This window comes from Thalassococcus halodurans (assembly GCF_900108225.1).
Lineage (GTDB): Bacteria > Pseudomonadota > Alphaproteobacteria > Rhodobacterales > Rhodobacteraceae > Thalassococcus > Thalassococcus halodurans.
On sequence record NZ_FNUZ01000003.1, the window covers coordinates 419,163 to 439,817 of the forward strand.

Sequence of the window (20,655 nt, forward strand, 5' to 3'; positions counted from 1 at the left end):
CTTCCTTGCTTGGGTGTCTGGCTGGGGATGGGTTTACAGATCAAACACCGGTTGCGGGTATTCCTGTTCGCTCGACCGGACGGGGCGAGGTCAGTTCTTTCCAAGTGCTGAGGGCGCGGTTCACAGGCGTGTTGGGCTCACGTTTGACGAACTCGCCATGGCCTTCCTGCGTCTTGATTTCGCCATCCATCACGGCAACCTGTCCACGGGTCAGCGTGTAGCGCGGCAGGCCTTTAACCTTTTTGCCCTCGAACACGTTGTAATCGATTGCAGACTGCTGGGTGCTGCTGGTGATGGTTTTTTCCTTCTCAGGGTCCCAAACAACAAGGTCTGCATCCGCACCAACCAGAACCGCGCCTTTTTTCGGATAGCAGTTCAGGATTTTCGCGATGTTGGTCGAGGTTACAGCGACGAATTCGTTCGGGGTCAGGCGGCCTGTGCCTACACCGTATGTCCAAAGCATCGGCATTCGGTCCTCAAGCCCGCCGGTTCCGTTCGGGATCTTTGTGAAGTCACCGACGCCATAGCGTTTCTGCTCGGTCGTGAATGCACAGTGGTCGGTTGCCACGACGGAAAGAGAGCCGGACTGAAGACCGGCCCACAGGCTATCCTGATGCTGTTTATTGCGGAACGGGGGCGACATGACGCGGCGCGCGGCATGGTCCCAATCAGTATTGAAGTATTCGCTTTCGTCCAAGGTCAGGTGCTGGATCAGCGGTTCACCCCAAACGCGCTTGCCCTGCTGGCGGGCGCGGCGGATCGCTTCGTGGGATTCCTCGCAAGAGGTGTGGACAACATAGAGCGGCACACCCGCCATATCGGCGATCATGATCGCGCGGTTGGTTGCTTCGCCTTCGACCTGCGGGGGGCGGGAATAGGCGTGGGCTTCGGGGCCTGTGTTGCCCTCTGCCAGAAGCTTGGCGGACAATTCTGCAACCACATCGCCGTTTTCAGCGTGCACCATGGCGATGCCGCCCAGATCGGCGAGACGGTTGAACGATGCGTAAAGTTCATCATCGTTGACCATCAATGCGCCTTTGTAGGCCATGAAATGCTTAAAGGTGTTGATACCGCGATCCTTGATCACGGTTTCCATTTCATCAAAGACCTGTTCGCTCCACCACGTGACGGCCATATGGAAGGAATAGTCACAATTCGCACGGGTCGATTTGTTGTCCCACATCTGGATCGCGTCCAGCAGGCCCTGACCCGGCGACGGCAGCGCGAAGTCGACAACCATAGTGGTGCCACCGGACAGCGCCGCGCGCGTGCCACTTTCGAAATCATCGCTGGAGTATGTGCCCATAAACGGCATCTCGAGATGCGTGTGCGGATCGATACCACCCGGCATTACGTAGCAGCCTGTGGCGTCCAATACCTCATCACCCGAAAGGCCTTGCCCGATTTCAATGATCTGGCCGTTCTCAATCAGAACATCTGCTTTGTAGGTCAGGTCGTGCGTGACGACCGTTCCGTTCTTGATCACAGTGGTCATGGAAATACTCCTCGGATCATTGAATTCGTATAGCTTATCGGTTTGTGCCGTTCTGTCACGATACGATCTCGGCCGTTTCGACCACGGCGTGCAGAAGAACGTCTGCACCTGCGGTGGCCCATTCTTTCGAAATCTCTTCGGCTTCGTTGTGGCTTAGGCCATCGACACAAGGGCACATCACCATCGCGGTCGGTGCCACCTGATTGATCCAGCAGGCATCGTGCCCAGCGCCCGAAATGATGTTCATGTGGGAATACCCCAGACGTTCCGCCGCGCCGCGAATAGCACTAACGCAATCATCGTCAAAAGCTACGGGGTCAAAGCCGCCGACCTTTTCGAATTCAATCGTCAGGCCCATGTCTGCGGCGATTTTTTGGCCCTCTTCATGCAGGCGCTTTTCCATGTCCTGAATGACCGCCAGATCAGGCGAGCGGAAATCGACAGTGAACACGACCTTACCGGGGATCACATTGCGCGAGTTCGGGTAGACATCGATGTGGCCCGCGGCGCCCACAGCGTGGGGTTTGTGGGACCATGCGATTTCATCGACCTTTTCCAGAATGCGCGCCATACCAAGGCCCGCGTTCTTGCGCATCGGCATCGGGGTCGAGCCTGTGTGCGCATCTTTGCCGGTGATCGTGACCTGTATCCACGCCAGGCCCTGGCCATGTGTCACGACGCCGATGTCCTTACCCTCGGCCTCTAGGATCGGGCCCTGTTCGATGTGGAGTTCGAAAAATGCGTGCATCTTGCGGGCACCGACGGGTTCGTCCCCACGCCAGCCGATCCGGTCCAGTTCATCGCCAAACCGTTTTCCCTGAGCATCCGTACGGTCTTCGGCCCAGTCTTGGGTGTGAACACCGGCAAACACACCCGAGGCCAGCATGGCAGGGGCAAAGCGCGTGCCTTCTTCGTTGGTCCAGTTTGTCACGACAATGGGGTGTTTGGTTTTGATGCCCATGTCATTTAGCGACCGGATCACCTCTAGGCCGCCTAAAACGCCCAGAACACCGTCGTATTTGCCGCCGGTGGGCTGTGTATCAAGGTGAGAGCCGACGTAAACAGGCAGCGCGTCCGGATCGGTGCCTTCGCGGCGGGCGAACATGTTGCCCATGGTATCGACGCCCATCGTACAGCCCGCGTCGTCGCACCATTGCTTGAATAGTGCGCGGCCTTCGCCGTCGGCGTCGGTCAGCGTCTGGCGGTTGTTACCACCTGCAACACCTGGGCCGATTTTGGCCATATCCATCAGGCTGTCCCAAAGACGGTCGCCATTGATCCGCAGGTTTTCACCGGGTGCGGGCATAAGCATGTCTCCCTGTTGTCGTGCCCTATGCCTTTTGGCTTGGTCGGGCTTGGATCACTGGATCGCCACTAGGCGAACAGAAACTGACCAGCCGGTCAAGATTTATTCTGTGCGCTCGCGGCCTGAGATTGGTTTGAGTGAGGCACTGCACAAATCTGCATCAAAGCCATGCAGAGCCCTGGTTTTTATTCCGCCGCCTGTGAGGACGGGTTGTTCGGATGCATCGTCCAGTTGGCGTATTCATCCTGAACGGTCTGGCCTGTGCGTGGGTCTGTTGCACCCGCTGGCATCCGTTCCATCGTGATGCAGCCTTCGATCGGGCAAACATCGACACACAGGTTACATGCCACGCATTCGGCATCATTGACCTCGAACACGCGGCCTTCCTTCATCCAGATGGCCTGGTGGCTGGTATCTTCGCACGCGATATAGCAGCGACCGCATTTGATGCAGGCGTCCTGATCGATCTTGGCCTTGGCGATGTAGTTCAGGTTCAGATACTGCCAGTCGGTCACATTGGGCACGGCCTGACCGATGAAGTCAGAGGTCGATGTGTAGCCCTTTTTGTCCATCCATTCAGATAGACCAGTGATCATTTCCTGAACGATCTTGAAGCCATACGTCATCGCCGCCGTGCAGACCTGAACATTGCCTGCACCGAGCGACATGAATTCAGCAGCGTCGCGCCATGTGGTGACCCCGCCGATACCGCTGATGGGCAGACCATGTGTTTCCGGATCGCGGGCAATTTCGGCCACCATATTCATCGCGATAGGCTTCACCGCGGGGCCACAATAGCCACCGTGGCTGCCTTTGCCGTCAATCGACGGTTCAGGGCTGAAGTTATCGAGGTTAACGGACGTGATGGACGAGATCGTGTTGATCAGGCTTACCGCGTCAGCACCGCCATTCTTTGCTGCGCGTGCAGGGTAGCGGACGTCAGTGATGTTCGGCGTCAGCTTCACGATCACGGGACGGTCGTAGTATTTTTTACACCAGCGCGTGACCATCTCTATGTACTCGGGCACCTGACCAACGGCGGCACCCATGCCCCGTTCGCTCATCCCGTGGGGGCAACCAAAGTTCAGTTCGATCCCGTCAGCGTTGGTTTCCTCGACACGCGGCAGGATCGCCTTCCAAGCTTCTTCCTCACACGGGACCATGATCGATGCGATCAGAGCGCGGTCCGGGTAATCGGCTTTGACGCGGGCCATTTCCTCAAGGTTGGTTTCCAAGGGACGGTCTGTGATCAGTTCGATGTTGTTCAGGCCCAGAAGGCGGCGATCAGCGCCATAGATCGCGCCATAGCGGGGGCCGTTCACGTTGACGATTGGGGGGCCTTCCGATCCCAGTGTTTTCCAGACAACACCGCCCCAGCCGGCCTCGAATGCGCGACGGACATTGTATTCTTTGTCCGTGGGAGGGGCAGAGGCCAGCCAGAACGGGTTCGGCGAAGTGATGCCCAAGAAATTGGTCGTAAGATCAGCCATGGTTTACGCCTTTCCCATCAGAGTTTGATGAATGTCTTCTGCGGCATCGCGGCCTTCCGCGACGGCGGTCACTGTCAGGTCTTCACCGCCCAGCGCGCAATCGCCACCGGCCCAGACGCCACCCACACTGGTACGCCCAGCGCCGGTGACAGCGATCTTGCCGCGTTCGATTTTCAGCTGTTCCGAAGTTTCGAGCGTTTGGCCAATCGCCTTGAACACCTGGTCTGCCGGAATTCGCATGGTTTCGCCGGTGCCCTGCAATCCGGTTGGCGTGTCGGCGGTGTACTCAAATTCAACCTCGACCACCGATCCGTTTCCGTGGAAGGCAACGGGCTGCAGATTATAGAGGATGCGAACGCCTTTCGAGGTCGCAAGGTCCTGTTCGAACTCGCTCGCTGCCATCCGATCTCGGCCACGGCGGTAGGCGATGGTAACGTTTTCAGCGCCAAGAAGTTTGGACTGAACAGCCGCATCAACAGCCGTCATACCACCCCCGATCACAACGACGTTTCGACCGATTGGCAGTGTTTTCAAATCATCTGTCTGGCGTAGCAGGCTGATGAAATCGACTGCATCGGTTACGCCGATTTTATCGGCGCCGCTTGCTGCCAGATCGTTTACGCCACCCAAGCCAATGGAAAGGAAGACCGCGTCAAATTCCGAAGTCAGGTCGGACAGGTTCAGGCCCTGACCAAGTGCCTTTCCTGTTTCGATGGTGATGCCGCCGATTTTAAGAAGCCAGTCGACCTCTTTCGCGGCGAAATCATCGGTGGATTTGTAAGCGGCAATGCCAAATTCGTTCAGGCCACCGGCCTTTGTGCTGGCCTCGTAGATGACCACGTCGTGGCCGCGCATCGCCAACCGGTGCGCACAGGCAAGTCCTGACGGGCCGGCCCCGACAACAGCCACGCGCTTGCCCGTATTGCCTTCACGCGCAAACGGATGAATGCCTTGCGCCATCAGCGTGTCGGTCGCAAAGCGCTGAAGCTGGCCGATGATGACTGGTTTGCCCTCGGCCTCTTCCCGAACACATGCCTGTTCGCAAAGCGTTTCAGTGGGGCACACACGGGCGCACATGCCGCCAAGGATGTTCTGCGACAAAATCGTCTTTGCGGCGCCTTCGGGCTGGCCTGTTGCGATCTGGCGGATGAACAGCGGGATGTCGATGTCGGTAGGACAGGCCGTGACGCAAGGGGCGTCGTGGCAGAAATAGCATCGGTCTGCGGCAACTGATGCTTCGTGTGGATCAAGGGGGGCATGCAGGTCGGAAAAATTGTCAGCAAGCTGCTGTTCATTTAACCGTCCCGCAACAATTCCGGATGTTGTCGGACTGTTCATTGGCTTTCCCTGCTAATTTTATTTTGGGTGTTTTAGCTGCACTCAGCTTGCTTCAATTCATTTTTTTATCAAACGGTAAATTTTTGAAATCAGGAAAAATCTTCAAAGATGCTCAAAAGATTGGCAAAAATTCCCGCTCTTTGCCTGCAAAAACAACAGAATTCGACGAATCAAGCAAGATTTGAGCGTAATACGTTAAGCCCAAGCGCCAAAGTCGCGTTTGCTGCGTCCTCGTCCTGCGCTTCGACGTAAAGGCGCAATTCGGGGGCATTTCCTGATGGTCTAACGTGCACGACCCGGCCATCCGTCAGATACATTCGCACGCCATCGGTTAGATCGGTTTTCTGTTCGGTCGAACCTAGCGCCGCCAGAAAACACGCGCGCGCCTCCGGATCTTGCGCCAGCTTGCCAACAAAAGCAGAAGAGCGGACCTGCGGAACGTCCTGAAGCCGGTCAGCGACCGTGATAACCCGCGGTTCGTGGGCGACGCGCTGGGAAACGGGGCCTTCACCCGCCGCGACCAATGTCATGATCAAAGGCAAAACGCAGTCGCGCGTGATAAGCGGCGACAAGGTTCCGATAAGGACCGTGGCCTCGAACCCCAAAAGGAAACCGCCGTTCGCCTCGTAGCCGATAACCTTGCCGCCAGCCGCTTGCATACCGGCAATCACAAACGGCGATCCGATACGGGTCAGGTGGACGTTTGCAAAACCTTTGGCAGAAACACCGCTGTTCGAGGAAATGGGCGTGACGACAGTGTCGGCATCCAATGCCTCGGCTGTGATCTGGCCCATGACGTCGCCAGGAACGATCTTGCCGTTTTCGTCAGCAAGCAGCGGCCTGTCGGAATCGCCATCCATCGACATCACGGCATCGAAGCCGTTCAACTGAACCCACGTACGGATGCTGTCGCGCGTTGCGCTATCGACCGCTTCGGTATCAACAGGAATGAACGTTTCGGAGCGTCCGAGTTCGGTCACCTCGGCCCCCAAAAGCCGCAGGATACTGGCCAGTACGTCGCGACCAACGGCAGAATGTGAGTAAAGCCCGATCCTTTTTCCGGCCAAAGCCGCACTTCCAAAAGCCGTCACGTATCGCAATACATAGCGAGAGTTCACTTCCGGATCGCTGACACGCTGCCCTTGGGCAACGGCCTGCACCGGCTTCTCCAAAGCCGCACAGATCGCTGTTTCATCCTTTTTGGCGATCTCGCCCGCGCGGGAATAGAATTTCAGCCCATTTCGATCCGCAGGTATGTGGCTGCCCGTGATCATGATTGCGCTGGCGTCCTGTTGTTGGGCCGTGAGCGCCAATGCAGGCGTCGGCACTTCGCCCGCGTCGATTGCAGTCATTCCCATGTTTTGGGCCGCAGTCATGACAATGTCGGCCAGGTTCGGAGAAGATGGCCGCAAATCACGGCCGACAAAGAGCTTACTTCCGACATCGCAGGATCGCAGGAAGGCCTGAACGTAGGATGTCACCAATTCCGGCGTCAGTTCCGTTACCAATCCACGAAGCCCGCTGGTTCCAAACTTTGGTGACATAAACACCCCACGATTTACTGCATTCAGATCTTATCTAACCTGATGCAAGCCTGACCGGCAAAGGGAAGTCGCAAACGTTTTCGTCAAATCCAATGTTTTTCAGCGCTTTGACAATGCCAGCGTGAAACCGGGCCTCGGTGAATTTACCAGCCTGTGCGGTGAACAAAGACGAGTCCGCCGACGCCAAACCGGATTTTAGGAACCTGTCTATTGCGCCGACCAAACTGTCGACGGTGGGATCATCAAAGAAAATCCCGGTCTGTCCGTCGATGACCGTATCAAGGACACCACCGCGACCATAGGCAATGACGGGACGACCCGCGGCCATAGCCTCGACAGGCACAATGCCGAAGTCTTCCTCGCCGGGAAAAATCAGCGCCCGACAGCGGCTGAGATAAGCGCGCAAGGTTGGGGCATCGACGTGACCCAGAAATTTCGTGCGTTGCCCTGCCAAAGAGTACAATTGGCGTATCTGCGCCTTGGATCCGCCGATGATGTTCAATGGCAAATCCATCTGTTTAAACGCCCGAAGCATCAGGTCAGGCCGTTTGTACGAGGCGAGATCGCCAACCCATAGATAGCTATCGCTGATTTCTTCTTTCGGGGCGGGCTGAAACGAGGAAACGTCCACCGGTGGCGCGACGACGGTAGCCTCTCGGCGCCAGTATTTCTGGATGCGTTTGGACACATGAGTTGAGTTTGCGACAAAACCATCTACACGCGCGGATGAAGAGACGTCCCACTGACGCAAGCCATGAGCGAAAAGGGGCATCACGGCCCTTTGCAGCGGACTGGCCTGTTCGCGGTACACATGGAACTGATCCCAAATGTAGCGCATCGGTGAATGACAGTAGCACAAGTGCGGCGCATCAGGCGGGGGCAACACACCCTTGGCAGGGCCGGATTCAGACGAAATGACCAAGTCGTATCCCCTGAGATCCAGCGCCTCGAGAGCGCGGGGCATTAAGGGGAGGTAGTTCTGATAGTGGCGCCTCGAGAACGGATATTGGGCAATGTTAGTCTCGATTATTCTATGGCGGCGCAATGTCGGACTAAGCTTTTCTGGAATAGCAACATGCGTGAAGATATCCGCTTGCGGGAACATCCGGCACAGCGATTCCAGAACCTTTTCGCCACCACGCATTCCCACCAGCCAGTAGTGGATCAACGCGACCCGAGGCGCTTTTCTGGACCTGATGTACATCGGTTATCCGTCGAAAAAGCTTAGGTCGTTAAGGCTGATAATCACCGTATCACCTGGCATCAGAGACAGGTTGGTGTCCGCAACCTCCAGCAATTCGCGCCCTGAGCGCGAGCTTTGAACACTGACGGTTTGGGTCGCTTCTTCTGACAGCAGGGCTGCGGCGAATTCCCCGCCGCTGAGCAATGCCAGTTGTTTAGCCAAACGGCGGTAGTTCAGCGTTTCTTGATCCAGCTTGGCCTGTGTCTGCATCAACTCAGTCATCGCTTTTTGACGGCGGTCTTCGACAAAAGAAGACTTCGCCTTCAACACGTCCGACCATGCGCGGTCTGCCAGCAATATTGCCTGTTCGAGTTCCAGCTTTTTCGCCCGCGCATCTGCGTAGCGCTGTTGCGTAATCGCCTGTTGGGTCGAGGTCTGTAGACCCTTGGCAAGCAGCTCTTTCGAACGCGCCATTCCCTGTTCAGCCGTATCCAGAATTTCGTTCTGAACGGCCAGCTTCTGATCGAACAGTTCCTTTTGGCGCCACAGGTCGCCGACCTCTTTTTCCATAAAGGCAAGGGTTTCAGCGTAGTAGGACTGCTCTTGCATAAAGAGTGCTGTGACCTGATCTAACCTGATCTTGAAATTGACCGCAGTCGGTTGAGGAATACGGGAGATATCAGGCTCTAATTTAGCCAAATCCTGCAGTTTTGCGCTCAGCTTAGCTTCTTGCAGAACGAGCGTCGCCAATTCGTAGTTGGACGCCTTTCGTTGGCTTTCCAGCTCGATCTGCGCCCGCTCGAGTTCGATTTTGCTGATACCCCATTCCTGATGGCCTCCAGACATCGCCAAAGCGGTGGCAACGGTCATTCCCGGCGTGAAATCGTAGCGGCCCGGACGTGCGACATCACCGAAGACGGTCACATGCGCATAGTTTGCAATGTCGATGGTGATGTCTGGATTTGAGTATAGGCCACGGTCCGCGAGAGCCGTTTCGATTGTGTGTTCCGCTTGATCCAGACTGAACCCTGAAACGGCGACCCCGCCCAAACCGGACAACCGGATTTCGCCATCCAGATCGACCTTCATAACTGACGGCTCGGTGTCGCCTGGCAAAAGCAACTGCACCTCGTCGCCGACGATCAGCTGATAGTCGCCGGCCACCACCATGCTTGGCAGTGCAAGGGTAAGAGCCGCTAAGAGTGCTGGTTTCAGAGTGACCATAAAAGAACCGGAGCCAGGTTAAGAACTGGCCTCATTAATTCTTGAGCAAGGTTAACAGCCCCTTAAGCAGCGCATACAATCCGTTGCATCCGATGCGGTAGCGCACGGCGGCCTAAAGGCTTTTTAGCCAAACGCCCCAAAATTCGCGGTCAGCTTTTTCATAAGGGGTGCGATATGACCGAGAACGTGGTGGTGCAATTCGGAAACGAAGTCGCACGTAAGGATGTCCGATTTTTCACCGGCGAAGCGCTGGCGTTTCACTTTGACAGCGTTCCGACGGGCGCAAGCGTGGCCATCACGATCGCCGAGCATTCCCACCAATCGCCGCTTCTTCAACACGTGACGCAAGACAGCCAAGCGGTGCTTAGTACAGACGATCTTGCTGCGCTGCCCGAAGGTCAAAGCTGTGTCTACAACATCTGGCTGCTTGCGAACGGAGAGCAGGAACTGGTCCAGTACGGAAGCTTGACGTCCCGTTCGACCATTCTTCCGGAAAACCTTTTGGGCATGACAACGGAAATCTTCTCGGCTGACACGCCGCCTACGCTTTTGATCGATGGAGACAGCGTCATGGCGCATACCGGATTTCGCGATCTTCTGGTGTCGACTACGGGGGATGTCGCGCTGGTTCCGCCGGAATATAATCAGGCGGTCGGCGGTCATACGATCATCGACATGCTGGATAGCGCAGGCAGCGTGATTGAGCGGATTGTCCCAGACAATACGATTGTTGTGGTCGGGCCGATTGGCGCAAATCGTGAACTGAACGCGACTGTTGAAGATCATCGAGCGCAGATTCAGGATCTGTTTGACCGCTATGTCGCGGCTGGCGCGACGGTCGTTGCCGTGCCGACGTTACCGGATGGTCGGACCAGTGCCGAAGACGTCGACCCCAATGGCAATGACGCATATTACGCCGAACTGGCGCAAATCATTCGCGATATCGCAGCGCTCAATCCGTCCGTGATTGCTGTCGATGTCTCTGGCTTTGATCCCGTGACCATGAAGGATGACCGGACACACCCCAATGTGTCCCATGGCGCCGCTTATCTAGCGGGGCAGACTGCCAGCACCATTCGCAGCCTTGTGGCGGGCAACCGGATGGACAATGCGGCGAACCGTTTGGGTGCGCTTGCCACATTTGACGGGGATACACCTGCCGCTGCAACGGGTGTCTCGGGCATCGTTCCGACAGGTTGGCAGGCTACACGCGCAGTGGGTACTGGAAGTTGGACGATTTCACGCGCCGTCAACAACGACCTCATCGTATCGATCACCGATGCGCCGGACAAAGGCCAGCTACAGCTTAGAGTCGACGTCACAATGGAGGCCGCGACAGGCGAAATATTCGACAGCATTTTTGAGGTGTCTGTCGATGCGGCCAGCACCGGTTTCAATGGCATCCAGACGCTGACAGTCGACGGCTCGATCCTGGGCGGGTATTTCGACGTCGCAGTCGCAAATCCACCCACTGAAACTTTGTATCCGCACGCAAAACTGGTCGCCTTGACCGCGGATAGAACCACCGTCCCTGCAATTCTTAGACTGTCTGTCGCAGCGGGTGGTTCGGTCACATATCGTGTGACGAAAGCCGGGCTTTTCAAAGTTGATTATGACCTTGGAACAACGCCTGTCATCTTGGTGCCCCCGACAAACACAAGCCTGCCAACAATCGACAATCTGACACCGGTTGTAGGTGATACGTTGACGGCCTCGAACGGAGCGTGGAGCGGGTCACCAACCGCATATGCGACCCAATGGCTGGCCGATGGTGTGGCGATATCCGGCGCAACCGAGAACATTTTGACGGTTGGGGCAGAACTGGAGGGGACTGCATTATCAGTCTCTGTTATTGCAACAAATGCCGATGGCCAAAGCGCGCCTACGGTTTCTGCCGCAACCTCGGCGGTGACCGCGCCGGTGGCGAGCGCAATCGTCGCTTGGGACAGCCAGATCAACAGCCCTGCGCCCGAGCAGCTGGCTTACAGCGATAGCGACAGGACAGTGTCGGCTACTGCCGCGATCAATGGTATGCGCCATACGCGGGGTGCGACCGCGATTAGCGGAACGGTCTACTTTGAGATTGGCGCAACTGTCGGCGTAAACGGGTTGGGTATTTCCGGCGATACTATCGACTACGCAACCGGCGGCCAAAACGGTGTGTCCCGTTGCTATTGGTCGGGTGCATATGTTTTTCACACCGGCGGCGCGTCCTTTATGGGCAGCGGGAACACCATCGCGGACGGCGACATCATCCAGATCGCCATCGACACGACGACAAGCCAGTTCTGGCTGCGAAAGGCCGGAGACACTGTCTGGAACAACAACGCTGCGGCAGATCCCGCAACATCGACAAGTGGTTTCAGTTGCTCGGGCATGACCGGAGCGATCTATCCCTACGTGAATCTTAAAAATGATGCGGCAGCGCAGGTGGTATTGCACGGGTCCTCTGACAGGATTGCGGGAACTGCGCCTGCTGGGTACGGGCCTATCGGCTAATCCCGCTGACTTCGGACAAATGGTGCCGGATCAGGTCTGCTGATCCGGCCCATGTGTAACTGGCTGCGTGTTCAGTTCCCATGGCTGACAGTTCATCCCAAAGCTGGCTGGAGCCATTCAGCCTTTGGACGCACGTGGTCCATTCGTTGGCATCCGAGGGGTTTGCGAACATGGCCGCGTGACCGCACGTGTCCGGCAATGCCCCGCCGGTCGATGAAATAACCGGCGTGCCCAGCGCCATCGCCTCAAGCGGGGGCAGCCCGAAACCTTCGATGAACGACGGAAACAAAAGGGCCTGAGCAGACGCATAAAGTGCCCTTAGCTCGCCTTCTGAAACGCGCCCGATTGAGACCAGATTTCCCTTGTCAGCGCGCTGTGCGCCGCCTGCGAGAACGATTGGACGGTCTGTTTGAATGGCTTCCAGAAGGTCGATATTCTTATGTTTATGATTGCTGGCAATCGCCAGAAAATAGCCCCTAGATGTCAACCCGTGCCGCGTCAAAACGGTCGTGTCAGGTTGGACACGCAGAATATGATCCGCGCCGTTCGGAATGACATGTGCCTTTCCCCTAGGAACGATGCCGAAGTGTTCCAACATCTTGCGGGAATAATCCGACACCGTGAAAACCACATCGGCGCGGCGGGCGAGTGTTGGCAACAACAGGCGGTACCAATTCCGGAAGGACGCGCTGTAGCTTTCGGGTGCGGACCAGACTTGTGCGTCATGGATCATCACCGCCTGATGCCTGCGCAGCATAGGCCCCGTGTTGCAAAAATTGAGAAGCATCTGATTTTTGGAAAGGGCCGCGAGACTGCTCTGTTCCCAAAACGCGCCACCCCAGTGCTGAACCTTTCCAAACGCCTCTACTGGCATCTCATCGGGTAGCGGAATGATCGTCTGGGCATCCGTTGGCACCACAATCTTTGGCGGCGGCACGCCATTTTGCGCAGACACATCCGCCAACGCGCAGGTTAATTCATAAGCCGTCCGATCAACACCTGTGGGCCTCCGCGTCAGGAAGCGGCCGTTGATTGCCAAATTGTCCAAGGCGTTTTGCACAACGCACCCACTCTGATCTAGACCCGGATGCTGTACTCAGGGTTTAGAGAGGTTTCCAAACCGTTAAATTTTTGATGCGCATTGGCAACGCCTTGGAAGAGAACTGGTTTTTGACCCGTATTTCCTTAATGTGGCCTCTGTTCTCAGAAATGTTCACCACTTGGTAACCATTACAGTCAAAGGCTTGTGCATCATGCAGAGCATCACACCTGTCATTCTTGCCGGCGGATCGGGCACACGGCTTTGGCCTTTGTCCCGCAAAAGCTATCCGAAGCAGTTTTCGCCCCTGATTGGCGACACATCGCTGTTTCAGGCAACGGCCCGCCGTTTGCACGGTACTGCAGGTAAAATCAGGTTCGAAAAGCCTGTCGTGGTCGCCAATTCGGACTTCCGCTTCATCGTGACCGAGCAACTGACCGAAGTCGGGATTGATCCGGGCACAGTGATGATCGAACCCTCGGGCCGGAACACTGCGCCTGCGGTTCTGGCTGCCGCGCTACATCTGATGGATCGCAATCCCGAAGCCGTCATGCTGGTGGCCCCATCCGACCACCTCATTCAGGACAACGCCGCCTTTCACCAAGCCATCGCCAAAGGCATGAAGGCTGTAAACGATGGGCGCATTGTGTTGTTCGGCATTCAACCTGACCGGCCCGAAACGGGCTACGGCTATCTGGAACTGGACACAGGTGGCGACGATTGTCTGCCGCTGAAGGCATTTGTCGAGAAGCCCGATTTGACCACAGCCGAAGCGATGCTTTCGAAGGGGAACTACCTTTGGAATGCGGGTATCTTCCTGTTCCGCGCATCGGACGTTGTCGACGCGTTCCAGAAACACGCGCCCGAAATTGTTCCGCCCGTTCAGGCCTCTGTCAGCAATGCGCAACCTGATCTGGGTTTCTTGCGCCTCGCACCTGCCGACTGGGACCGCGCGCCAAATATCTCTATCGATTACGCGGTTATGGAAAAGGCGAGCGGCCTGGCCGTTGTGCCCTATAACTCGGACTGGTCCGATTTGGGTGGATGGGATGCCGTCTGGCGTGCGTCTGATCAGGACAATTCGGGCGTTGCCGCAATCGGCAATGTGACAGCGATTGAATGCAAAGACAGTATCCTTCGGTCAGAATCCGAACGACTGGAACTGGTCGGAATCGGGGTAGAAAACCTGATTGCCGTTGCCATGAACGACGCCGTCCTGATTGCGTCCAAGGATCGCGCGCAGGATGTAAAGCTGGCCGTTGACCGGCTAAAGGCAAAATCAGCGACACAGGCTGAAGACTTTCCAAAAGAACACCGCCCTTGGGGCTGGTTCGAAAGCCTTGTCATCGGCGGCCGCTTTCAGGTGAAACGTATTCTGGTACACCCCGGCGCGGCGCTATCCCTGCAAAGCCATTACCATAGGTCCGAACACTGGATCGTCGTCGAGGGCACCGCGCGTGTCACTGTGGACGACAAGGTCACTCTGGTGTCGGAAAATGAATCGATCTACGTGCCGCTGGGCGCAAAGCACCGGATGGAAAACCCCGGCAAGGTGCCAATGGTTCTGATCGAGGTTCAGACCGGAAGCTACGTAGGCGAAGACGACATCATTCGCTACGAGGACGTATATGCACGGGGACAAGGCGCAAAGGGCTGAGTTGCTTCCGAACCTGCGCGCAGCACCCCTGACACGGGTCAAAAATCGCGATGCAGGTTTGGACATTGCACGCGGCTTTGCGATGGTCCTTGTCGTCTTTGGCCATGCGCTGGTTGGTGCGCTTGGCGCTGGTCTTATCTCGGACAACGCAGAACGGGTTTTAACCGCGATTTATGCGGTGCACATGCCGCTCTTCTTCATGATCTCGGGCTATCTGGCGCCCAGACTGATCAACCTTCCAACAGATGTTTTTGCAGCAAGGTTCTGGTCCCGATTGGTCTGGCCCTATCTGTTGTGGAGTTTGGTTTTGATGTCGGCCCATTTTCTAATGCGGGCCTATACAAATACCGCGATGACAGGCTTTCATCCTTTCACCATTCTGTGGAAACCGCCCGCAGTGATGTGGTTTCTCTACTATTTGGGCATCGCAATTCTGATTGCCCGCGCGGTGAGAGGGGCGCCAAATACGGTACGTGCAGCACTGGGCATGGCCGTTATCAGCGCGCCATACATCCTACCCGCCTTGCCCGACCAGACCCGTTTCATCGGCTTTTTTATCCTCGGAACGATGATCCCCAACGCGCGGGTTTCCGGAGCCTTCCCGAAATCATCGACAACGGTGGCAGTTATTATCACGGCCCTTAGTTTGCTAATGCTTTGGACCCTGCCAATCGACAATACAGATGCGTATCCTGCGTCACAGATATGGCTATTACCGGCGGCATTTGCAGGGCCGTTTTTACTCTATCGAGCAAGCCAATATGTGGCTCTGAATATGCCGAATGTTCCATTCATGCAGGTGCTTCGACTTATCGGACAGAACACAATGCCGGTTTTCGTTTTGCACATCCTGATAACCGCAGGAACCCGCATCGGATTGCTGAAAATCGGCGTTACAGACTGGGCCGTGATCATCTGCGCAGCGACCCTTCTCGGGCTGATTATTCCACTGTTGGCAGGCCAAATCGCCAATCGTGCAGGTATTGAGAAATGGCTTGGTTGGCGGTGAAGGCACGGTCGATCGTTATCAACGGGCGCTTCCTGAAGGACACAAACAGCGCCGTGAATGCGGTGGCGTTGAACCTGACCAAAGCATTGATCACCTCCGCCGATGAGAACGGATGGAAAGTACATCTTGCCGTGCCGAAACCGCTGGAAAACCGCGCAATGCAACTATCCCGCTCTGTCATCGCTATGGGCCAATCCACGGGTGCAGTGTGGGATCAGGTTTATATGCCCAAACTCCGCGAGGTCGGCGTGCCTGTGGGCCTGTTCAATTCAGTCCCGCTTCGAGGCAGCGGCTATGTCACGATGCTGCACGATGCCCACGTCTTCCGCACGCCGCAGTCTTACCGGTTCCCTGCACGGAAATGGCGGCAGCTGACCTCTCGGCGGGCTGGCGCGAGCGGCAACAGGATTTTAACGGTGTCCGAGCATTCAAAGCAGGCGCTACTTGCGCTCGGGATCGGACATGCGGACACGATAGGGGTGGTCCCAAACGGCCCAAGCACCGTCGTATCCACCAAACCCGACACCGCAGTTCTGAAGCGTTTGGAATTAGCAACCGGCGCACCCTTCTGCCTCGGTTTCAGTTCGCTTCTACCGCATAAAAACGTGGCTTTCCTGATCGATGTATTCAGGGATCAACGGTTGGCCGACATCCCCTTGGTTCTGGTTGGCAACGCAACTTCCAAAGATTTTGAACGTATCGGATTGACCGTTCCTTCGGATGTCATCTTTGCGGGCCGATGCCCCGACGCAGAACTGGCCGCGCTATATCAGGCCGCACAAACCGTTTTGATCCCGTCGCTGGAAGAAGGCTTTGGCCTGCCAGCGCTTGAAGCCATGTACTTTGGAAAGCACCCCATCGTATCGCCCTATGGTGCACTGCCCGAGGTTGTCGGAAAAGCGGGCTATGTCGTGCACGACATGCGCCCATCTGATTGGGCCCGGTACATTGCCAAGATTTGCACAGGCCACGTGACCGCGCGGGATTGCCCACGGCAGCAGGCATCTCGATTTACATGGAACGCTGCCGCACAACGCGTCTGGGAACATCTGGAAGGCTGGGGTTTTTGAAAGATGTACCGCGGGGCAATCCGAAACCCGGCAAAGCCCCGATCAATGCCGCGAAAAGAATAGTGAAAAGCGCAAGGCATATTGCGACGATCCGTTGACCGATAAAGCCCAAGTCAACGCTGTCCAGAATGCCACCCAAGGCAAACGCAAACCCACTAAGTGCAACGACGATTTTGAACAGCGGAACCAGCAAGGGCCGGATCTTCAGGTCAGTGTGCCTTAGGATCAAACCGACCGCGACCACAGCCGAAACAAGCCCGCCGATCGCAAGGGCGACCACCATTGACCCGACACCGTATGGCGCGCTAAGCGTGATCGCCGTCAGCGTTAGAAATGTACTGATCAGGCTGAAATAGACACTTATTTTTGTCTTCTTGAGTGCAGCAAAGACCGGTTCGGTCAGATCCCCGATCGCCATCAAAATGGATCGACAGGCCAGATACCCGACGAGTGTGGCGGCGGGCAGATATTCTGGTCGAAACAAGTCCGCGACGGCGATTTCCGCAAGAAGGGTCACGGTTGCCACTGCGCCGCCACCGAAGAAGGCGAGGTAGATAACAAACACCTCAAACATTCCCTGCAACCCGGCACCCTCACGCGCGGCCTGACCGAAGCGTGACTGAGCAAGCGTTTTGATCGGCAGCGCGACGAAATCGACAGAGGCCGACGCCAGACGATTTGCAAACCTGTAAAGGCCAGACTCTGCCGTCGTAAACATGGCAGCTAGCACAAGGTCAGCGCCGAAATTGCCGAAATACCCAAGAAATCGCGCGGCGTATAAACTGCGTGCGAAAGCAAAGGCCCGTCTGGCCGAGGATCGGTTGAAACCAAGCTTGGGTTTTACGGGCACGGCCCACAAGAAGACTGCCAACCCAATGCAGATACGCACCACACGGTAGGCAAGCAGCGCGAATACAGACGGCCACACCAGTAGACCGAGAACGCCGATAAAAACCGATGCGGCGTTGCTGAATAAAAGACCGGTAAAATAGGTGGTCGTCGCGCCCTTTCGCAACAACACAGCCGAACACCAGCCGATCACCGCGGCAGCGGGCTGCAAAACGGAAAGCACCTGCAACAAAAACGACAACTCGGGGCTTTCGAACCAAACAGCAAGGGATGGAGCCAAACAGAACAGGACAAGGCCGAAAGCCGCGCTGATCCCCACCATCAAACATAAACAGGTTGGCAAAAGAACGGACTCGTCATCGTCTTCAACTGTAATGAAGTGATGAAAGCCGGTGTAGATCAGCAGGATGCCAGCCTCGACAAACACTATGGCCAAGGCGTAGGTCCCGAAATCAGCAACGCTTAAAACCGCAGCAGCGGCCAGAGCGATCAACAGTGATGCGATCTGCTGCGATGCAGGACCCAGCACGGTTAAACCCAGCGATAAGGCCCCCAAGGCCCGAGACTTTGCAGTTGCAATTAAAATGGACATCTAGACGCCGTAAGCCGTGCATTTCGTGGTGAAACCAACCGTCACACACCGGGCTTTAAGCATTCGTTAATCCCGTTTTTAGAAAAGTAAAAACGTGATCCGGAAAGGATTAGGACGGAATACTTAACTCGTTGGGCCCATGGAAAACACGCATCACACCGACACCGGGCAAAGCCCCTACGCTGACCAGCGGAGCACTGACGACCATGGTGAGTTCTTGCGCTTGATTGTCGGTGTTTGGCGTCGGCGGAATCTGGTTCTGGCAATCACACTTGCCGCGACAGTTGCGATGTTTGTTCTGACCGCAATGAAGCCGTCGCAATACACCGCCAGCGCCACTTTGTTACTGGACCCCAGACAACAACAGCTGGCCGCCTCGTCAAATCAGGTCGTGTCTGATCTGGATATTTCCGATCCGGTGATGGCCAACGAAATTGCGATGTTGCGCTCTTCAACTTTGTTGGAACGGGTTGTCCAGCGTATCGGTATTGATGAATTCACCCCCATTGATCCCGGCCTCGCATCGCAGGGACTTAGCACGCGACTGGCCCAGTACATCCGCCGCGCCCTTGGCATCAGTTCTTACGACCAACAGGATTTCGAACTGATTTCGCTCGAAGAACGGCGGCTGAATCGCATCGTTCAGTCGCTGCGAAACGGGTTACGGATCAAACGAATTGATGAGTCTTATGTGATCGAGGTTTCGGTCACGACAGGGCTTGCTCAGTTGTCGGCAGAAGTCGCCAATACGCTTGCCCAGATCTACCTCGAAACCCAGCTTCGCGAACGGCAAAAGGTCATCGAGAAAGCAACGGATTGGCTGTCAGATCAGGTTGCACTGCGCGAAGGCGAACTGACCCAAGCAGAACAGCGGGTTGAGCAGGCGAAAAAGGACAATCTGGACTACGCGGGCGCATCGCCTCAGGTGCTGGAGCAACAGGCCTTGTCGCTAAACCAAGCGCTGTCTTCCGTGCGTGCCGACAAAACACGGATCAAGGAAGAGCTGGAAATATTAGAGTCTATTCCTGCGGAAAACCTGCTTGAGGTCAATCTTCAGCCCAACGCCTATCCGGCCATCGCGGCGCTTCAATCCACGCGCCGCAGCCTTGTTCAGGAAGAAGCACGCCTGTCAATTTTGTACGGACCAAACCACCCGAAACGCAGGCTCTTGGATGCTGAAATCAGCCGTGTTGAATCTGAGTTTGCACGGGAAGTTACCAAACAAAAACGCAATTTGTCGGAAAACATCACGGCCCTCGCCGCGCGCGAGACAAGCCTGTCGGCCGATATTCTGGAAATCGAGCGGGGCATTTCCAATATTTCAGAGCGCTCACTGACCCTGCGCCAGCTTGAAACCGAAGCAAATGCCATCCGGGATGGCTACGAGACGGCGCTGACGCGGCTTGCCGACACCCGTGCACAGCTTCAAATTCAACGGGCCGAGGCCAAGGTCGTCAACGCGGCGGCAATCCCTGCGGGGCCCTCTGCGCCGCGGATCAAACTGATGACAGGATTTGGCGCATCTCTGGGCCTTAGCCTTGGTCTGGTTCTCGCGCTTTTGATGGAGATCCTCGAAAAGGGCTTCCGCCGCGATCCGGACATCGAAAGGGCAACAGGTGTCCGCGTTCTGACACGCCTGCCCATCAAACGTAGCGCCGCATCAGAATGCCTTTACCTTGAACGCATCAGACAGCTTTGGACAGTTCTTTCCAAACGCATGAACGACGAAGCCTCGGTCATTATGATGACGTCCTCGATGCCCGGAGAAGGCAAAACCACAACTGCGATGAACCTTGCTAATGCGGCTGCCAGCATGGGGCGGTCTGTGGTGCTGCTTGATCTGGACACACGCCAGAAAAGCCTGTCACGTCAGGTCGGTTTGTTCTCGGGACCCGACCTACATGCGCACCTGACGCAAGGCTGTGATCTGGATGAGGTTATTCATTCAGCCGATGATCTTAGCTTTGATTTTGCAGGGATCGGGCCGGAAACCGTCGGCGCGCCGATCTACTCGGGTCGCGTTCTGCGCGCTTTGTTCGCCAATCTGAAAAAACGCTACGATATTGTTATCGTCGACGCACCACCCTTGCTTCCTGTGTCTGACAGCCTGAGCATCGCGCCGTTGGTCGATCAGGTTCTTTTCGTCGTTCAATATGGCGCTACGGCACGCGGATCTGTGGCGGATGGATTGGCCACTTTGCGCAATATCGGCGTCGTTCCGGAAGGCATCGTGATGTCATGGACAGACCCGCGCACCGAACCGCGCGGCTACCCGCAACAAGGTGCGATAAAACCTGCATTATCTTCTGGTTTTTAACGCGATAGTAACCACAAGAAACGTCTCCTGAGCGCGCAAACTA

The 20,655-nt window shown here is 56.2% G+C and carries 15 protein-coding genes; 6 read left to right on the forward strand and 9 right to left on the reverse strand.

Annotation, left to right across the window (positions count from 1 at the left end):
- Positions 1–40: 40 nt before the first annotated feature.
- From hydA to C4S59_RS11930, 4 genes are all read right to left on the reverse strand, one after another.
- The gene (gene hydA / locus C4S59_RS11915) at positions 41–1,495 is read right to left on the reverse strand and encodes a dihydropyrimidinase (RefSeq protein WP_103910721.1); all 1,455 of its coding nucleotides are present in this window, start codon (positions 1,493–1,495) and stop codon (positions 41–43) included.
- A gap of 55 nt (positions 1,496–1,550) precedes the next feature.
- Positions 1,551–2,801, reverse strand: coding sequence for a Zn-dependent hydrolase (locus tag C4S59_RS11920; protein WP_103910854.1), 1,251 nt, complete (start codon positions 2,799–2,801; stop codon positions 1,551–1,553).
- 185 nt (positions 2,802–2,986) lie between these two features.
- A complete protein-coding gene (gene preA, locus C4S59_RS11925) occupies positions 2,987–4,291 on the reverse strand; it encodes an NAD-dependent dihydropyrimidine dehydrogenase subunit PreA (protein ID WP_103910722.1) in 1,305 nt (434 codons plus the stop codon).
- Positions 4,292–4,294: 3 nt separating this feature from the next.
- Positions 4,295–5,629 (reverse strand): NAD(P)-dependent oxidoreductase, encoded by a 1,335-nt coding sequence (locus C4S59_RS11930; RefSeq protein ID WP_103910723.1) that lies wholly within the window; start codon positions 5,627–5,629, stop codon positions 4,295–4,297.
- Between C4S59_RS11930 and C4S59_RS19505 the strand changes: the two genes are divergently transcribed.
- Complete coding sequence (locus tag C4S59_RS19505; RefSeq protein WP_146064534.1) at positions 5,629–5,814, forward strand: hypothetical protein; 186 nt, start codon at positions 5,629–5,631, stop codon at positions 5,812–5,814. The two genes, C4S59_RS11930 and C4S59_RS19505, sit on opposite strands and share 1 nt — an antisense overlap.
- Here the strand turns inward: C4S59_RS19505 and C4S59_RS11935 are convergent.
- From C4S59_RS11935 to C4S59_RS11945, 3 genes are read right to left on the reverse strand one after another with little or no spacing between them, the layout of a single operon-like run.
- The gene (locus tag C4S59_RS11935; protein ID WP_103910724.1) at positions 5,800–7,173 is read right to left on the reverse strand and encodes a phosphomannomutase; all 1,374 of its coding nucleotides are present in this window, start codon (positions 7,171–7,173) and stop codon (positions 5,800–5,802) included. The two genes, C4S59_RS19505 and C4S59_RS11935, sit on opposite strands and share 15 nt — an antisense overlap.
- Before the next feature lie 34 nt (positions 7,174–7,207).
- The gene (locus C4S59_RS11940; protein ID WP_103910725.1) at positions 7,208–8,377 is read right to left on the reverse strand and encodes a glycosyltransferase; all 1,170 of its coding nucleotides are present in this window, start codon (positions 8,375–8,377) and stop codon (positions 7,208–7,210) included.
- 3 nt (positions 8,378–8,380) lie between these two features.
- The gene (locus C4S59_RS11945) at positions 8,381–9,526 is read right to left on the reverse strand and encodes a polysaccharide biosynthesis/export family protein (protein ID WP_103910726.1); all 1,146 of its coding nucleotides are present in this window, start codon (positions 9,524–9,526) and stop codon (positions 8,381–8,383) included.
- A 228-nt stretch (positions 9,527–9,754) separates the two neighbouring features.
- Between C4S59_RS11945 and C4S59_RS11950 the strand changes: the two genes are divergently transcribed.
- The gene (locus C4S59_RS11950) at positions 9,755–12,079 is read left to right on the forward strand and encodes a hypothetical protein (RefSeq protein WP_103910727.1); all 2,325 of its coding nucleotides are present in this window, start codon (positions 9,755–9,757) and stop codon (positions 12,077–12,079) included.
- Here the strand turns inward: C4S59_RS11950 and C4S59_RS11955 are convergent.
- Positions 12,069–13,127 (reverse strand): glycosyltransferase family 4 protein, encoded by a 1,059-nt coding sequence (locus C4S59_RS11955; RefSeq protein WP_146064536.1) that lies wholly within the window; start codon positions 13,125–13,127, stop codon positions 12,069–12,071. The two genes, C4S59_RS11950 and C4S59_RS11955, sit on opposite strands and share 11 nt — an antisense overlap.
- A gap of 205 nt (positions 13,128–13,332) precedes the next feature.
- On the opposite strand from C4S59_RS11955, the gene C4S59_RS11960 reads away from it, so the two are divergent.
- Genes C4S59_RS11960 through C4S59_RS11970 form a run of 3 tightly spaced genes read left to right on the forward strand, consistent with a single transcriptional unit; the run spans position 13,333 to position 16,854 of the window.
- Positions 13,333–14,775, forward strand: coding sequence for a mannose-1-phosphate guanylyltransferase/mannose-6-phosphate isomerase (locus C4S59_RS11960; protein WP_103910729.1), 1,443 nt, complete (start codon positions 13,333–13,335; stop codon positions 14,773–14,775).
- Positions 14,747–15,784, forward strand: coding sequence for an acyltransferase family protein (locus tag C4S59_RS11965; protein WP_103910730.1), 1,038 nt, complete (start codon positions 14,747–14,749; stop codon positions 15,782–15,784). Before C4S59_RS11960 ends, C4S59_RS11965 begins: the two co-directional genes overlap by 29 nt.
- Positions 15,766–16,854 carry a glycosyltransferase family 4 protein gene (locus C4S59_RS11970; protein ID WP_103910731.1) on the forward strand — a complete coding sequence of 363 codons (1,089 nt, stop codon included), beginning with the start codon at positions 15,766–15,768 and terminating at the stop codon, positions 16,852–16,854. Before C4S59_RS11965 ends, C4S59_RS11970 begins: the two co-directional genes overlap by 19 nt.
- Here the strand turns inward: C4S59_RS11970 and C4S59_RS11975 are convergent.
- Positions 16,796–18,295 (reverse strand): oligosaccharide flippase family protein, encoded by a 1,500-nt coding sequence (locus C4S59_RS11975; protein ID WP_103910732.1) that lies wholly within the window; start codon positions 18,293–18,295, stop codon positions 16,796–16,798. The genes C4S59_RS11970 and C4S59_RS11975 overlap by 59 nt on opposite strands.
- A 139-nt stretch (positions 18,296–18,434) precedes the next feature.
- Here C4S59_RS11975 and C4S59_RS11980 point away from each other — a divergent pair, with 139 nt between their 5' ends.
- The gene (locus tag C4S59_RS11980) at positions 18,435–20,612 is read left to right on the forward strand and encodes a GumC family protein (RefSeq protein WP_103910733.1); all 2,178 of its coding nucleotides are present in this window, start codon (positions 18,435–18,437) and stop codon (positions 20,610–20,612) included.
- Positions 20,613–20,655 lie beyond the last annotated feature (43 nt).

Excerpts from the sequence above, each read along its gene's own strand:
- C4S59_RS11935 (WP_103910724.1), bottom strand. The coding sequence starts at position 7,173 with ATGTCACCAAAGTTTGGAACCAGCGGGCTTCGTGGATTGGTAACGGAA.
- C4S59_RS11960 (WP_103910729.1), top strand. The coding sequence starts at position 13,333 with ATGCAGAGCATCACACCTGTCATTCTTGCCGGCGGATCGGGCACACGG.
- preA (WP_103910722.1), bottom strand. The coding sequence starts at position 4,291 with ATGGCTGATCTTACGACCAATTTCTTGGGCATCACTTCGCCGAACCCG.
- C4S59_RS11940 (WP_103910725.1), bottom strand. The coding sequence starts at position 8,377 with ATGTACATCAGGTCCAGAAAAGCGCCTCGGGTCGCGTTGATCCACTAC.
- C4S59_RS11965 (WP_103910730.1), top strand. The coding sequence starts at position 14,747 with ATGCACGGGGACAAGGCGCAAAGGGCTGAGTTGCTTCCGAACCTGCGC.
- C4S59_RS11945 (WP_103910726.1), bottom strand. The coding sequence starts at position 9,526 with ATGGTGGTGGCCGGCGACTATCAGCTGATCGTCGGCGACGAGGTGCAG.
- hydA (WP_103910721.1), bottom strand. The coding sequence starts at position 1,495 with ATGACCACTGTGATCAAGAACGGAACGGTCGTCACGCACGACCTGACC.
- C4S59_RS11930 (WP_103910723.1), bottom strand. The coding sequence starts at position 5,629 with ATGAACAGTCCGACAACATCCGGAATTGTTGCGGGACGGTTAAATGAA.
- C4S59_RS11950 (WP_103910727.1), top strand. The coding sequence starts at position 9,755 with ATGACCGAGAACGTGGTGGTGCAATTCGGAAACGAAGTCGCACGTAAG.
- C4S59_RS11975 (WP_103910732.1), bottom strand. The coding sequence starts at position 18,295 with ATGTCCATTTTAATTGCAACTGCAAAGTCTCGGGCCTTGGGGGCCTTA.
- C4S59_RS11980 (WP_103910733.1), top strand. The coding sequence starts at position 18,435 with ATGGAAAACACGCATCACACCGACACCGGGCAAAGCCCCTACGCTGAC.
- C4S59_RS11920 (WP_103910854.1), bottom strand. The coding sequence starts at position 2,801 with ATGCCCGCACCCGGTGAAAACCTGCGGATCAATGGCGACCGTCTTTGG.
- C4S59_RS11970 (WP_103910731.1), top strand. The coding sequence starts at position 15,766 with ATGGCTTGGTTGGCGGTGAAGGCACGGTCGATCGTTATCAACGGGCGC.